General features: G+C 68.0%; 12 protein-coding genes. 8 read left to right on the top strand and 4 right to left on the bottom strand.

All coding sequences use genetic code 11. From position 1 onward, the window contains the following. Positions 1–58 precede the first annotated feature (58 nt). Both WG901_RS02355 and WG901_RS02350 read left to right on the top strand, forming a co-directional pair. Positions 59–2224 carry a primosomal protein N' gene (locus tag WG901_RS02355; RefSeq protein ID WP_339585412.1) on the top strand — a complete coding sequence of 722 codons (2166 nt, stop codon included), beginning with the start codon at positions 59–61 and terminating at the stop codon, positions 2222–2224. Positions 2225–2274: 50 nt separating this feature from the next. Next, positions 2275–4437, top strand: a complete 2163-nt coding sequence (locus tag WG901_RS02350) for an FdhF/YdeP family oxidoreductase (protein WP_339585411.1) — start codon at positions 2275–2277, stop codon at positions 4435–4437. 34 nt (positions 4438–4471) lie between these two features. Here the strand turns inward: WG901_RS02350 and WG901_RS02345 are convergent, their stop codons facing one another. Further along, a complete protein-coding gene (locus tag WG901_RS02345; protein WP_339585410.1) occupies positions 4472–5557 on the bottom strand; it encodes a bifunctional transcriptional activator/DNA repair enzyme AdaA in 1086 nt (361 codons plus the stop codon). Positions 5558–5583: 26 nt separating this feature from the next. Here WG901_RS02345 and WG901_RS02340 point away from each other — a divergent pair, with 26 nt between their 5' ends. The 6 genes from WG901_RS02340 to WG901_RS02315 all read left to right on the top strand — a co-directional run bounded on the left by WG901_RS02340 (position 5584) and on the right by WG901_RS02315 (position 12150). After that, positions 5584–7254: a S1 family peptidase gene (locus WG901_RS02340; RefSeq protein ID WP_339585409.1), complete on the top strand. Its 1671-nt coding sequence runs from the start codon at positions 5584–5586 to the stop codon at positions 7252–7254. Between the two features lie 124 nt (positions 7255–7378). Beyond that, the gene (locus WG901_RS02335) at positions 7379–7933 is read left to right on the top strand and encodes a F0F1 ATP synthase subunit delta (protein WP_339585408.1); all 555 of its coding nucleotides are present in this window, start codon (positions 7379–7381) and stop codon (positions 7931–7933) included. 2 nt (positions 7934–7935) lie between these two features. Continuing rightward, on the top strand, positions 7936–9465 hold the full coding sequence (atpA, locus tag WG901_RS02330) for a F0F1 ATP synthase subunit alpha (RefSeq protein WP_339585407.1): 1530 nt from the start codon (positions 7936–7938) through the stop codon (positions 9463–9465). Positions 9466–9531: 66 nt separating this feature from the next. After that, positions 9532–10407, top strand: a complete 876-nt coding sequence (locus WG901_RS02325; RefSeq protein WP_339585406.1) for a F0F1 ATP synthase subunit gamma — start codon at positions 9532–9534, stop codon at positions 10405–10407. Between the two features lie 22 nt (positions 10408–10429). Continuing rightward, entirely contained in the window at positions 10430–11887 is a 1458-nt protein-coding gene (atpD, locus tag WG901_RS02320; protein ID WP_339585405.1) for a F0F1 ATP synthase subunit beta, read from the top strand. A gap of 5 nt (positions 11888–11892) precedes the next feature. Continuing rightward, positions 11893–12150 (top strand): ATP synthase F1 subunit epsilon, encoded by a 258-nt coding sequence (locus tag WG901_RS02315; RefSeq protein ID WP_339585404.1) that lies wholly within the window; start codon positions 11893–11895, stop codon positions 12148–12150. A gap of 60 nt (positions 12151–12210) precedes the next feature. On the opposite strand, the gene WG901_RS02310 is transcribed toward WG901_RS02315, so the two are convergent. From WG901_RS02310 to WG901_RS02300, 3 genes are all read right to left on the bottom strand, one after another. After that, positions 12211–12705, bottom strand: coding sequence for a DUF6265 family protein (locus tag WG901_RS02310; protein WP_339585403.1), 495 nt, complete (start codon positions 12703–12705; stop codon positions 12211–12213). A 99-nt stretch (positions 12706–12804) separates the two neighbouring features. Then, entirely contained in the window at positions 12805–14211 is a 1407-nt protein-coding gene (locus WG901_RS02305; RefSeq protein WP_339585402.1) for a hypothetical protein, read from the bottom strand. A gap of 183 nt (positions 14212–14394) precedes the next feature. Then, a complete protein-coding gene (locus WG901_RS02300; RefSeq protein ID WP_339585401.1) occupies positions 14395–14706 on the bottom strand; it encodes an HNH endonuclease in 312 nt (103 codons plus the stop codon). Between the last annotated feature and the right edge of the window lie 29 nt (positions 14707–14735).

Here is a 14735-nt window from a genome sequence, read left to right as displayed (position 1 = left end):
CCGGCGTCTTCATCGTGGGCCATGCCTATATGCGCAGTGAATGGCTATAGCCCGCAAGATGAATCGCGCCAGACTCCTCGTGTTCAATGCCGCGCTCGGCGCGCTCGACTACCGCGTTCCCGAGGGAATGGCGATAGAACCGGGCTCGGTCGTCGTCGCCCCGCTGGGGCCGCGACAGATCGTCGGCGTGGTCTGGGATGCGGAACGCCTGCCGACGAAGGATGTGCCCGACAGCAAGCTGCGCCCGCTGCTCGAAGCCCTGCCCGTGCCGCCGCTGCCCGCGCCGTTGCGCCGGCTGATCGAGTGGGCAGCCGACTACTATGTCGCGCCGCTCTCCTCGGTGGCGCGCATGGCATTGGGTTCGAGCGCGGCGCTGCGCGGCGGCGGCACGACCACCGAATACCGCCTGACCGGCGAGGAGCCCAAGCGCATCACCCCGCAACGCGCCGCGGCGATGGACGCGCTCCACGGCGAGCAGGCGACGATTCGCGAACTCGCCGAGATCGCCAGCGTCTCCGAAGGCGTGCTGCGCGGCATGGTCGGTGCCGGACTGCTCGAACCCGTCGTGGTCGACATCGACCGCCCCTACCCGCGCGCCCGCGCCGATTTCGCGGCGCCGACCCTGAGCGAGGATCAGCAGGCTGCGGCGGACATGTTCGTGGCCGCGGTCGAAGCGAAGAAATTCGCGCCGTTCCTGCTCGACGGCGTCACCGGCTCGGGCAAGACCGAGGTCTATTTCGAAGGCGTCGCCGCGGCGCTGGCCGAGGGCCGCCAGGTTCTGGTCCTCCTGCCCGAGATCGCGCTGACCGAGAACTTCCTGCGCCGCTTCGAAGCGCGCTTCGGCGTGTCGCCCGTGCTCTGGCATTCGTCGCTCAAGGCCAGCGAGCGCCGCCGCGCCTGGCGCGCGATCGTCTCGGGCGATGCCCAGGTCGTCGTCGGCGCGCGCTCGGCGCTGTTCATGCCCTATGCCAGGCTCGGCCTCATAGTCGTTGATGAAGCGCACGAAACCTCGTTCAAACAGGACGACGGCGTGCGCTACAACGCGCGCGACGTCGCCGTGATCCGCGCAAGGTTCGAGGGCGTTCCGGTGATCCTGGCCAGCGCCACGCCCGCGCTCGAATCGATGCACCTGGCCGATACCGGGGTCTACCAACGCATCGTCCTGCCCGATCGCTTCGGCGGCGCGAAATTGCCCGACATCTCGATCGTCGACCTGCGCGAGGAGCAGCCCGAGCGCGGCCGCTGGCTGGCACCGCGACTGGTCGAGGAGCTCAAGGCGCGGCTCGAACGCGGCGAGCAGTCGCTGCTGTTCCTCAATCGCCGCGGCTATGCCCCGCTGACCCTGTGCCGTCATTGCGGTTATCGCTTCCAGTGCCCGAACTGCACGGCCTGGCTGGTCGAGCATCGCCTGTCGCGCCGGCTCGCCTGCCACCATTGCGGCCACGAAGTGCCCGTCCCTGCGGCCTGCCCCGAATGCGCCACGCCCGACTGCCTCGTCGCCTGCGGCCCCGGCGTCGAGCGCATCGCCGATGAGGTGGCCGAGATCATGCCCGGCGCGCGGGTCGCGCTGGTCACCTCGGATACGCTGAACAGCCCCGAGAAGATCGGCGAATTCGTCGCCGCCGCCGAGGGCAAGCTGATCGACGTGATCGTCGGCACCCAGCTCGTCACCAAGGGCTACCACTTCCCCGACCTGACCCTGGTGGGCGTGGTCGACGCCGACCTCGGGCTCGAAGGCGGCGACCTGCGCGCGGCCGAGCGGACCTATCAGCAGGTCGCCCAGGTCGCCGGTCGCGCCGGTCGCGGCGAGAAGCCCGGCGAGGTTCTGATCCAGACGCGCCACCCGACGGCCGCGGTGATCGACGCCTTGGCCAAGGGCGACCGCGACGCCTTCTACGCCGCCGAGACCGAAGCCCGCCGCGACGCCGGCGCCCCGCCCTTCGGACGCTGGGCGGCGATCATCGTGTCGAGCGAGGACGAGGCCGAAGCCCGCGATGCCGCGCGCGCGATCGGCGGCAAGGCGCCGAACCTGCCCGACGTCCTGATCCTCGGCCCCGCCCCGGCGCCGATGTCGCTGCTGCGCGGCCGCTACCGCTACCGCCTGCTGATCAACGCGCGCCGCTCGGCCGAAGTGCAGAAGATCGTGCGCGAATGGCTGGGGCTATTCGACTTTCCGCAGGGTGTGCGGGTGAATGTCGACATCGATCCCTACAGCTTTGTCTGACCTCTCGGCCTGTGGCATAGGTTCCGCATGAACTGCTGGGACATCGCCGCATGAGCACCACCGTCGGCGGCGGCGCCAAGAAGATCCTTTACGCGCTCCGCACCGCGCAGCGGATGGGGCTCAAGAACAGCGCCAAGGCGCTGACCGCCAAGAACACCTGCAAGGCCTGCGCGCTCGGCATGGGCGGCCAGGCCGGCGGCATGACCAACGAGCTCGGCGAGTTTCCCGCGGTCTGCAACAAGTCGATCCAGGCGCAGTCGACCGACATCCAGCCGCCGATCCCCGAGGCCGTGCTGACCCACGCGCTCGCCGATTTCGCCGAGCTCGACGGTTACGAGCTCGAACATCTCGGCCGGCTCGGCACGCCGCTGTTCAAGGCCGCGGGTGAGGATCGCTACCGCGTGGCCGACTGGGACTTCGCGCTCGCTCGCGCCGCTTCGCGACTGCGCGAGACCGAACCCGACCGCGCGCTGTTCTATTCCTCGGGCCGCTCGTCGAACGAGGCCGGGTTCCTGTTCCAGCTCTTCGCGCGCGCCTTCGGCACGAACAACGTCAACAACTGCTCGTATTACTGCCACCAGGCCTCTGGTGTCGGCATGGGCTCGACGATCGGCTCGGGCACGGCGACGGTCGAACTCGCCGACCTGACGCGCTGCGACCTGATCCTGGTGGTCGGCGCCAATCCCTCGTCGAACCACCCGCGCTTCATCCACAAGCTCAAGGACTGCCGCGCGCGCGGCGGCGAGGTGATCGTGGTCAATCCGGCCAAGGAGGCCGGGCTCGTCCGCTTCGCTCTGCCCAAGAGCCCGCGTTCGATGCTCAAGGGCGGCGACTGGATCGCCAGCGAATATCTCCAGCCGCGGATCGGCGGCGACACGGCGCTGTTCAAGGGGCTGGCCAAGGCGGTGCTCGAGGCCGGCCTCGAGGCCAGGGACTTCATCGCCGCGCATACCGAGGGCTTCGAGGCCTTCCGCGCCGACGTGCTCGCGGCCGACTGGGACGCGATCGAACGCGGCTGCGGACTCGACCAGGCGACGATCGCCGGCATCGCGCGCAAGATCGCGACGGCGCAGAACGCGGTCTTCGCCTGGGGCATGGGCGTGACCCACCACACCCACGGCAGCGAGACGGTCGAGGCGATCGCCTGCCTGGCGCTGCTGACCGGGCAGATCGGCCGGCCGGGTGCGGGCCTGCTGCCGCTGCGCGGGCACTCCAACGTGCAGGGCATCGGCACGATCGGGGTCAAGCCCGTGCTCCCCACCGACGTCTTCGCGGCGATCGAAGAGGGTTTCGGCGTCAAGCTGCCGACGAGCAAGGGCTACGACACGCTGGCCGGGATCGAGGCGGCGCAGCGCGGCGAAATCGACGCCGCGGTGATCATGGGCGGCAACCTCCTGGAGGCCACGCCCAACCGCGAATTCGCCCGCGAGGCGCTGAGCCGGATCGGCTTCCGCCTGTTCCTGACGACGACGCTCAACCGCGGCCATGTCGAGGGCATGGACGACGGCGAGGTCATCGTCCTGCCCGTCACCGCGCGCGACGAGGAGTGGGAACCGACCACGCAGGAATCGATGTTCAACTTCGTCCGCCTGTCGGACGGCGGCATCGAGCGGCTCGACAACGTCCGTCCCGAAGTCGCGATCCTCGCCGATCTCGCGGCGCGCGTGCTGCCGAGCAGCCCGATCGATTTTCCCGCTTTCGCCCGCCACCGCCACATCCGCGAGGCGATCGCACGGACGATCCCCGGCATGGCCGAACTCGCCGACATCGACGTGGCCAAGCGCGAGTTCCACATCGCGGGCCGCCTGCTCCACGCGCCGCGCTTCAACCGCCCCGGCGGCAAGGCCGCCTTCGTGCCGATCCCCCTGCCCGCGCCGCGCGGCGAAGGGCTGATGCTGACGACGGTGCGCTCGGAGGGCCAGTTCAACTCGATCGTCTACGAGCGCACCGATTCCTACCGCGACGGCGCCGATCGCATGACCGTGATGATGCACGCAGAGGACATCGCCGCGGCCGGCTTCACTCCAGGCGAGACCGCGACCCTCGTCTCCGACCACGGCCGCCTGCCCGGCGTGACGCTCAAGGCCTACGACATCGCGCGCGGATCGGTGCTCGCCTACTATCCCGAAGCCAACGTGCTCGTCGGCACCGCGGTCGATCCGCGCTCGCGCACGCCTTCGTTCAAGGCGACGCCCGTGCGGCTGGAACGGTGATCGCAGATCCTCCCCTGCAAGGGGAGGATCGGGTTCAGTCCGCTTTTTCCCGCGCCAGCAGTTCGCGCTTGATCGTCTCGCCATAGGCATAGCCGCCGAGCGCCCCGCCGGACTTGATCACGCGGTGGCAGGGGATCAGCACGGCCACGTTGTTCGCGCCGTTGGCCGAGCCGACCGCGCGCACCGCGCCGGGCTTGCCGATGGCGGCGGCGATCTCGGCATAGGATCGCGTCTCGCCGGGCGGAATCCGGCGCAGCTCCTGCCAGACCGCTTCCTGAAAAGCCGTGCCCTGGACGTCGAGCGGGATGTGCCGCGAATCGCCGGGCCTTTCGACCGCCGCGACGACCTGCGCGAACAGCGCGGCGAAATCGTCACCGCCCTCGATCAGCTCGGCTTGCGGGAAGCGGGTCGCGAGGTTCGCACCGTCTTCGTCGAACGATAGCCGGCAGACGCCCTTGTCGGTCGCCGCGACGAGCATCGGCCCCAGGCTGGTCGCGACCACGGTCCAATGGATCGTCGCGCCGCGGCCACCGTCGCGCCAGGCCGAGGGCGTCATGCCCATGCGTGCCTGGCTCGCCTCGTAGAACCGCGAAGGCGCGCCGAAGCCCGCCTCGTAGACCGCCTGGGTGACGCTCTCGCCCGCGGTCAGCGCGTCGGCGGCGCGCTCGATCCGCAGGGCGCGGGCGAAGGCCGCCGGCGACAGGCCGACCGCGCGCTTGAACAGCCGCTGGAAATGCGCGGTGCTGTAGCCCGCCGCCGCGGCGAGCATATCGAGCGGCACCGTCTCCTCGGCATCGCGGAGCATCCGGATCGCCCGCGACACCGCCAGTTCGTCGCGCGAGACATCGTCGGGCCGGCAGCGCAGGCAGGCGCGCAGACCCGCGGCCTCGGCATCGGCGGGGGTCGCATAGAACGAGACGTTCTCGCGCTTGGGCGGGCGCGCCGGGCACGAGGGACGGCAATAGATCCCCGTCGAATGCACACCGGTGATGAACACGCCGTCGAAGCGCCGGTCCTTGGCCAGCGCGATGCGCCAGCGGGCGTCGTCGTCAGCGGGTACTGGGGCCGGTTCGGGGGCAGGAACATCGGAGGGCAGCGGCTTGGTCACGTCCTGATACATGGCACGTCTCCTTCTCAGGACAAGCCATGCCGCATGCGCGCCGCCGCCGCGTCCCGGCGCTTGCGTTCAAAGCGATCGGCCGCGCCGTGGTTGCATTGCAGCAGGGCGGCAAGGCGGGCAAACAGCGGCGCATGGCTCGAATCGCACGTCTCTTCGCCCTGATCGCCACTTTCGCCGGACTGCTAGTGAGCCTGCCCGCGACACGGCTGGCCGCAGAACCCGCCGACATCGCCGCGGCCGCGCGCAGCGTCGTGCGCATCGTCCTGGTCTCGCGCGACGGCGAACAGCTCTCGCTCGTCGGCCACGGCTCGGGCGTGGCGATCGCGCCGAATCGCATCCTGACCAATGCCCACGTCATCGCGCCGCTGCAGGAGGACGACACGATCCGCATCGGCGTGGTGCCGTCCGAGGGCAAGAACGGCTGGTTCGCCAAGGTCGTCGCGGTCTCGCCGGGCAACGACCTCGCGCTGCTGCAATTGACCGAAACGGGCGCCACCCTGCCGGCGGCGACGCTCTACACGGGGCCCGTCGCCGACGGTCAGGACGTCTACGCGGTCGGCTATCCGGGCAATGTCGACCTGGCCCAGGGCTATTCGATCGGCGACATCACCGCCCCCTCGGCGCCGGTGAAGACGCGGGGCAACGTCTCGGCCGGGCGCTCGTCGAAGCAGTTCGACACGCTGCTGCACACGGCCCCGATCGGCGCGGGCAACAGCGGCGGGCCATTGCTCGACAATTGCGGCCGCGTGATCGGCATCAACTCCTTCGGCACGATCTCGCAGGACGCCGATTCCGAATTCTACTTCGCCGCCTCGATGCGCGAGGTCTCGCGCTTCCTGCTCAACGTCCACGCCAAGCCGCAGGCGACCGGCGCGCCCTGCCGCAGCCTCGCCGATTTCAGCCGCGACGAGGCCGCGCGCGCCGCGGGCGAGAAGGAACGCGCCTTCGAAGCGCAGCGTGTCGCCTCGGTCGCCGAGGACAAGGCGCGGACCGAAGCCCAGCTCGCGGTGATCGGCGAGCGCGAGAACGGCATGGCGATCGCCGGCCTGGCGCTGCTGCTCGCGCTGGCGACGGGCGGTGCCGGCCTGTTCCTGCTGACCAAGGATCGCCAGCGCGATGCGATCATTGGCGGGGTGCTGACCGTGGCCCTGCTCGGCGGGGCGGTGACGGCCTGGGTCCTGCGCCCCTCGCTGGCCGATATCAACACACGCGCCGATGCCCTGCTGGCCGAGGCGAGCAAGGGCGGCAAAGGCAAGCCCCAGGCGGGCGACCTCTCGGGCAATCTGACCTGCGTGCTCGATCTCCAGCGCAGCCGCGTGACCGTGTCGCCGACCGCCGATCTCGCGCTGTCGTGGCGTGCCGACGGCTGCGTCGACCAGCGCGACCAATATGCCAGCGGCGCCGACGGCTGGTTCCGCGTCGCGGTGCCCAACGACGACGAAACCGCCACGGTCGCCAGCTTCGATCCGGCGACCGGCGTCTACCAGGCCGAGCGTCACCTGCTCGACCTCGCCGCGATGACCCAGCTGCGCGCCGAGCGTGACAAGCAGCCCGCGGCCCAATGCGGCGGTGGTCTCGACGCCGCCCGGCGCATGGCCTCGGGCCAGCTCGCGCTCAAGGCGCTGCTGCCCGACGCGCCGAACGAGCGGCTGGTCTACAATTGCAGCAAAGCGGCTGAGCCGGGGACAAAGCCATGATCGTCGCCCCCCGCCTTGCATCGAAATAATTTCGTCGCTATGCGCGCCCCGACTGCGGGCCGCCGGGCGATTTTTCGCATGGCTTAGCGTGCCTGCCCCATCCGGTAAGAGGGAACCGAAACGCGTGGAGAATTCCGGCGGCATTACGGCGAGTTTGCAGGGGCGTTACGCCTCGGCACTGTTCGACCTGGCCAGTGAGAAGGGCTTTGTTACCGCAGTCGAGAGCGATCTCGACAAGCTTGGCGAAGCGCTCAAGGGCAGCCCCGATCTCGCCGCGCTGATTCGCAATCCGAAGATCAGCCGCGATGATACCGCCAAGGCGATGGATGCCGTTTCCGGCGTGCTCGGCCTGTCGGACCTGACCAAGAACTTCATCGGCGTGCTTGCGGCCAACCGTCGCCTGTCCGCCCTGCCCGAGATCGTCCGCGCCTTCGCGACGATCGCGGCCGCCCAGCGTGGCGAGGTCACCGCCGAGGTGACCAGCGCCCACCCGCTGAGCGACGACCAGATTTCCCAGCTCTCGCAGAAGCTCAAGGCGCGCGAAGGCAAGGAAGTGAAGATCAAGGCGAGCGTCGATCCCGAGATTCTCGGCGGCCTCGTCGTCCGCATCGGGAGCCGCCAGATCGACAGCTCGATCCGCACCCGTCTCAATACCCTCGCTAACGCGATGAAAGGCTGAACATGGACATCCGCGCCGCAGAAATCTCGAAGGTCATCAAGGACCAGATCGCCAACTTCGGCACCGAGGCCCAGGTCTCGGAAGTCGGTTCGGTGCTCTCGGTCGGTGACGGTATCGCCCGCATCCACGGCCTCGACAGCGTCCAGGCCGGTGAGATGGTCGAATTCGCCAACGGCGTTAAGGGCATGGCCCTCAACCTCGAAGCCGACAACGTCGGCGTCGTGATCTTCGGCTCGGACTCGGAGATCAAGGAAGGCGACCAGGTCAAGCGGACCGGCACGATCGTCGACGTTCCCGTCGGCAAGGGCCTGCTCGGCCGCGTCGTGGACGGCCTCGGCAACCCGATCGACGGCAAGGGCCCGATCGTCGCCGAGAAGCGTTCGCGCGTCGAAGTGAAGGCCCCGGGCATCATCCCGCGCCAGTCGGTTTCGGAGCCCGTGCAGACCGGCCTCAAGGCCATCGACGCCCTCGTCCCCGTCGGCCGTGGCCAGCGCGAGCTGATCATCGGTGACCGTCAGACCGGCAAGACCGCCGTCGCGATCGACACCTTCATCAACCAGAAGGACGCCCACAAGGGCACCGACGAGAAGGCGAAGCTCTACTGCATCTACGTCGCCGTCGGCCAGAAGCGCTCGACCGTCGCGCAGATCGTCCGCCAGCTCGAAGAGAACGGCGCGATGGAATATTCCATCGTCATCGCCGCGACCGCTTCGGAGCCCGCGCCGCTCCAGTACCTCGCGCCCTACACCGGCGTGACCATGGGCGAATACTTCCGCGACAACGGCATGCACGCCGTCATCGTCTATGACGATCTTTCCAAGCAGGCCGTGGCCTACCGCCAGATGTCGCTGCTGCTGCGTCGTCCTCCGGGCCGCGAAGCCTACCCGGGCGACGTGTTCTATCTCCACAGCCGCCTGCTGGAGCGCGCCGCGAAGATGTCCGACGCCAACGGCGGCGGCTCGCTGACCGCCCTGCCGATCATCGAAACCCAGGCGGGTGACGTTTCGGCCTACATTCCGACCAACGTGATCTCGATCACCGACGGCCAGATCTTCCTCGAGACCGGCCTGTTCTACCAGGGCATCCGTCCCGCCATCAACGTCGGTCTCTCGGTGTCGCGCGTCGGCTCGGCCGCACAGACCAAGGCGATGAAGTCGGTTTCGGGCTCGATCAAGCTTGAGCTCGCGCAGTACCGCGAAATGGCGGCCTTCGCGCAGTTCGGTTCGGACCTCGACGCCTCGACCCAGAAGCTGCTCAACCGCGGTTCGCGCCTGACCGAGCTGCTCAAGCAGGCCCAGTTCTCGCCGCTGCCCTTCGAGGAGCAGACCGCGTCGATCTTCGCCGGCACCCAGGGCTACCTCGACGGCATCGAAGTCAGCCGCGTCACCGAGTACGAAGCCGAAATGCTGAGCTACCTGCGTGCCGAGCACGCCGAGGTCCTGACGGCCATCCGCACGAGCAAGGCGCTGGGCGACGAGCCCAAGGCCAAGCTCAAGGCTGCGCTCGACACGTTCGGCAAGCAGTTCGCCTAAGGAATAACGCGTCGTCCTGGTGGAAGCCGGCCGGTGAAAACCGGGACGACGAATTAGGGAGCCGTCATGGCCTCGCTGAAGGAACTCAAAGGGCGGATCAACTCGGTCAAGTCGACCCAGAAGATCACCAAGGCCAAGCAGATGGTCGCCGCCGCCAAGCTGCGCAAGGCCCAGGCTGCGGCCGAAGCCGCGCGCCCCTATGCGTCGCGCCTCGCCGAAGTCATGGCCAGCCTCGCCAGCAAGATCACGGTGAGCGAGAACTCGCCCAAGCTTCTGGCCGGCACCGGCAGCGACCAGGTTCACCTGCTCGTCGTCGCCAACTCGGACAAGGGCCTGGCCGGCGCGTTCAACTCGAACATCGTCAAGGCCGCGCTGGTCAAGGCGCGTGACCTCGAAGCCGCCGGCAAGACCGTGCTGTTCTTCCTGGTCGGCAAGAAGGGTCGCGCGGTCATCCGCCGCAACTACCCCAAGGCCGTGCTGCAGATGTTCGACACGACCGACGTGCGCGAGCCCGGCTATGCCGAAGCCGAGCGCATCGCCGACGAACTGGTCACGCTCTATGAGCAGGGCAAGTTCGACGTCGCCCATTTGTTCTTCTCGACGTTCAAGAACGCGCTGACGCAGGAACCGACCGAACAGCAGATCATCCCCGTACCCGCCCCGAAGGCCGTCGTCGCCGACACCGGTGCCGTGGTCGAGTACGAGCCCGACGAGGAGGAAATCCTCGCCGCGCTGCTGCCGCGCTACCTGCGCACGCAGCTGTTCGGCGCCCTGCTGGAGAACAACGCGTCCGAACAGGGTGCGTCGATGACCGCGATGGACAACGCCACGCGCAACGCCGGCGACCTGATCAACGCGCTGACCATCCAGTACAACCGCAGCCGCCAGGCCGCGATCACCACCGAACTCATCGAAATCATCGCCGGCGCTGAAGCGCTCTAAGATCGAAGGCAAGGAAACCAAAATGGCAACCGCACCCGTGCTCAACCAGACCACCGCCGGCAAGATCAGCCAGGTCATCGGCGCCGTCGTCGACGTCACCTTCGAAGGCGAACTGCCTTCGATTCTGACCGCGCTCGAAACCGACAACAACGGCAACCGCCTCGTTCTCGAGGTCGCCCAGCACCTCGGCGAGAACACCGTCCGCACGATCGCCATGGACGCGACCGACGGCCTGACCCGCGGCCAGGCCGTGAAGTCGACCGGCAAGCAGATCACCGTGCCCGTCGGTCCCAAGACGCTCGGCCGCATCCTCAACGTGATCGGCGAGCCGATCGACGAGCGCGGCCCCGTCGGTTCGGAGCTGTTCGCCCCGATCCACGCCAAGGCTCCCGAATTCGTCGACCAGTCGACCGAAGCGGCGATCCTCGTCACCGGCATCAAGGTCATCGACCTGATCGCGCCTTATGCGCGCGGTGGTAAGATCGGCCTGTTCGGCGGTGCCGGCGTCGGCAAGACCGTTCTCATCCAGGAACTGATCAACAACATCGCCAAGGGCCACGGCGGCGTTTCGGTGTTCGCCGGCGTCGGCGAGCGCACCCGCGAGGGTAACGACCTCTACCACGAATTCCTCGACGCCGGCGTCATCGCCAAGGACGCCGAGGGCAACGCCACCTCGGAAGGTTCGAAGGTCGCGCTCGTGTTCGGCCAGATGAACGAGCCCCCGGGCGCCCGCGCTCGCGTCGCCCTGTCGGGTCTGACCATGGCCGAATACTTCCGCGACGAGGAAGGCCAGGACGTTCTGTTCTTCGTCGACAACATCTTCCGCTTCACCCAGGCGGGTTCGGAAGTGTCGGCTCTGCTCGGCCGTATTCCTTCGGCCGTGGGCTATCAGCCGACGCTCGCCACCGACATGGGCGCGCTGCAGGAGCGCATCACCTCGACCAACAAGGGTTCGATCACCTCGGTCCAGGCGATCTACGTTCCCGCGGACGACCTTACCGACCCGGCGCCGGCCGCTTCGTTCGCCCACTTGGACGCGACGACCACGCTGAACCGCGCCATCTCGGAGCTGGGCATCTACCCGGCGGTCGACCCGCTCGACTCGACCTCGCGCGTTCTGACCCCGGCCGTCGTCGGCCAGGAGCACTACGACACCTCGCGTCGCGTCCAGGAGACGCTGCAGAAGTACAAGTCGCTGCAGGACATCATCGCCATTCTGGGCATGGACGAGCTTTCGGAAGAGGATAAGCTCACCGTCGCCCGCGCGCGCAAGATCCAGAAGTTCCTGTCGCAGCCGTTCCACGTCGCCGAGGTCTTCACCGGCATCCCGGGCAAGTTCGTCCAGATCGAAGACACCGTGAAGTCGTTCAAGGCTGTCGTCGACGGCGAGTACGATCACCTTCCCGAAGCCGCGTTCTACATGGTCGGCGGCATCGACGAAGCGGTCGAGAAGGCCAAGAAGCTGGCTGAGGAAGCCTAAGCAAGATGGCCCTCCACTTCGAACTCGTCACGCCGGCGCGCCTGGTCCGTTCGGACGACGTCCACATGGTCGTCGTTCCGGGCTCCGAGGGCGAGTTCGGCGTGCTGGAGGGCCATGCGCCCTTCATGTCGACGATCCGCGACGGCGCGCTCAAGGTCTACAAGACCGACGGCGCCGCCCCGGAAGAAATCCGCATCACCGGCGGCTTCGCCGAAGTGAGCGCCAGCGGCCTGACCGTGCTCGCGGAGCACGTCGAAGGCTGATCCAGGCCCGACACCAGTCACCGAAAGGGCGTGCCGAGCGATCGGCGCGCCCTTTTCGTTTCACGGGGTCATCGGCGTGTAGGTCCAGCCTTGGGCATGGCTGCCGTCGAGCTTCGATATCTCGGCCTTGAGCAGCCTGCCCTCGCGCCAGTAGCGGATGCGCTGCGGGTAGTCGTGCGCCGCACTCGTAAATGTCACGCCGGGCTCCGACGACGGGCTCCAGGCGAACAGGGTCCAGTCCCGGCCCTGGGGCGCCGCTTGGAACGCCATGCGGACCACGGGGGCGTCACCGTTCGGCGCGTCGCGCAATATCCGCATGAACTCCCAGGTCTTGACCTGCTCCCCGCGGCCGCTGCGACTGCTGCCCATCATCTGGCCGGCCCGCGGGATGGTCCAGCATTCCTCTGTCCAGTCCTCGCCCCTCGCCTGCTGCCAGCAGCCGGCCATCCAGCCGGGCAGCGCGGCCATCGGCTCCTCGACCGCACTTGCCGGCACAGTGGCCATAGCAACCAAGGAGAGCACGCAGATCGCGGGATATCGGGCTCGTTCGGACATCTTCGTCTCCCCTCCGCTGCACGAACCGATTTTGCCGTAATCGCACGTCCGGGTCTACGGCTTGCGTGCGCGGTCTTCACGGCCCCTTATCTTACCGCCTCACTGCGATGGCTGGCGCCAGCGGCAGGCCGTCATGTTGACTTCGCCCCGCCCAAAATCGCGGCATTCATAACGCGCGTCATGGCGCTCGATCCGCGGCCGGCGGCTGTTCGGCACGGCTTCGTTCGCGAACCACAGGATCGCGCTTTTCCGGCGAGCGTCGGTCAGCGCGAGAACGACGCGGTTGGGATCGACCGCAGTGGCGGCGCGCGCCACGTCCACCGACACCGGATGGCCCGCACGGCGCAGGAAGAAGCCGCCGACCTCGGCCAGTCGGGCCGCGTCCGAGCGTTCGCCGATTGGATTGTCCCAGAGCATGACGAGATGTCCAGGGGCCCGCTCGCCCAGCCAGGCCGAGGCCCGTTCGAGTTCGAAGTTGTGGCGCGGATCGCTTTCGGGATCGCGCAGGATTCCGCCGAGGATACCGGCGGCGGTCGCGAACATGAGCGCCGTAACGAGGATCACCGCTTTCGCCTGCCGTGGTGCCATCCACCGCGCCCACAGCGCGAGCCCGAGCAGGAAGGAAGGAATGACGGCCGTCAGGTAGCGCGGCGCGAAACCCGGACGGACGAAGGCGATAATTAGGATCGCCATGATGCTGGTCAGGCCGCATAGGACAGCGATCGCTTCCGGACTGCCGGGAAGGCTCGGACGCCAACGCTCGTGCTTCAGTCTGACCAGCGACGATCCCGCGACCACCGCCAGGATCAGCACGGCGTTGAGCTTGATGCCCAGCAGGAAGGCGGGAATCTCCAGCACCGCGGAAAGCGGCAGGCCGTCGATGCCCTTGCTGCTGCCCTGGGTGAAGGCCAGCACGAATGGTAGGTGATAGGCGGCCCAGGCGAACAGCGGCGCCAGGAGCAGGAACGCGGGCCAGGTCCTGACGGCGCGCAGCCGGTGCACGACGAGAAAGGCCACCCCCTGGACCAGTGCCGGGATGGCGCCCCAGTAGTTGCACAGCACGACCAACGAGAAGACCACGATCCAGGCGCTGGCGCGTGCGATCGTCGGCTGCGCGACGAGGCGCATGAACAGAACCGTTTGGGCCGTGCCGAGCGCGAAAATTTCGGCATAGGCCCGCGCCTCACCCGCGACGGTGAAGACCGGGCCCCAGAGCAGGATGAACACCGCCCACCACCAGCGCAGCGCAGCGTCGCGATTCCCCCACCAGAGCACGGCCAGCGGCGTCACGATCGACAGGAAGAGGCTGGGCAAGCGGAGTGCGAAGTCGCTCGATCCGGCCAGTTTCGCCCACAGCCACATCGGCGCGTAGAAGGCGGGACCGGTCAATTCCGCGCGGCACCAGCCGAACAGGCCGGAAAGCGTGGGCTGGCTCGCGATGACTCCCGTGAAAGTCTCGTCGAACCAGAAGGGTTTGCCCGTGCTGTAGAGGATTCGTCCGCTCACCCCGAGCAGGAGCGCCGCGAAAAGCACGCTGAGCGGCCAGGCCGCCGGGCCGTCCGGCCGAAGCCCTCCGGAAGAAGCAACTGCAATCTTTCGCACGTCGCCGCTTCCTTCCGCCCTTCTCGCGATGAGATCGGTGGTCGCATATCTTGGTTACCGAAGCATCAACCCATTGCCGCTAATCCATTACGATCGCCGGCCCGCCGTCCGGGCGTGGAAGTCGACGGGCTTCCCGGCGATCCAGGCCAGGAACCGAGCGATCGCCGGATTGGCACGCAGGGCCTCGATATTCCCGGCCTTCGCCAGTTCGGCGTTGGAGAAGGTCGCGTGGATCGTGCGGTGGCAGATCGGGTGCAGCGGCACGACCTCGCGGCCGCCGCGGCTCTTGGGGATCGGATGGTGCCATTCGATCCGCCGCCCCAGTGGTCGTAAACAGAGCCAACAGTGCTCCGCTCGCCGCAAATCGCCCGTGCTCCGGTCAATTCGTCCCGCCCGCATTAGGAAGTTATCAAACCTTCAACCTTATT

It is taken from the genome of Novosphingobium anseongense, assembly GCF_037482895.1.
In the GTDB taxonomy this organism is placed as follows: Bacteria; Pseudomonadota; Alphaproteobacteria; order Sphingomonadales; family Sphingomonadaceae; genus Novosphingobium; species Novosphingobium anseongense.
The sequence above is the reverse complement of the archived record's forward strand: the minus strand, read 5'-3'. Positions and strand labels throughout refer to the sequence as shown.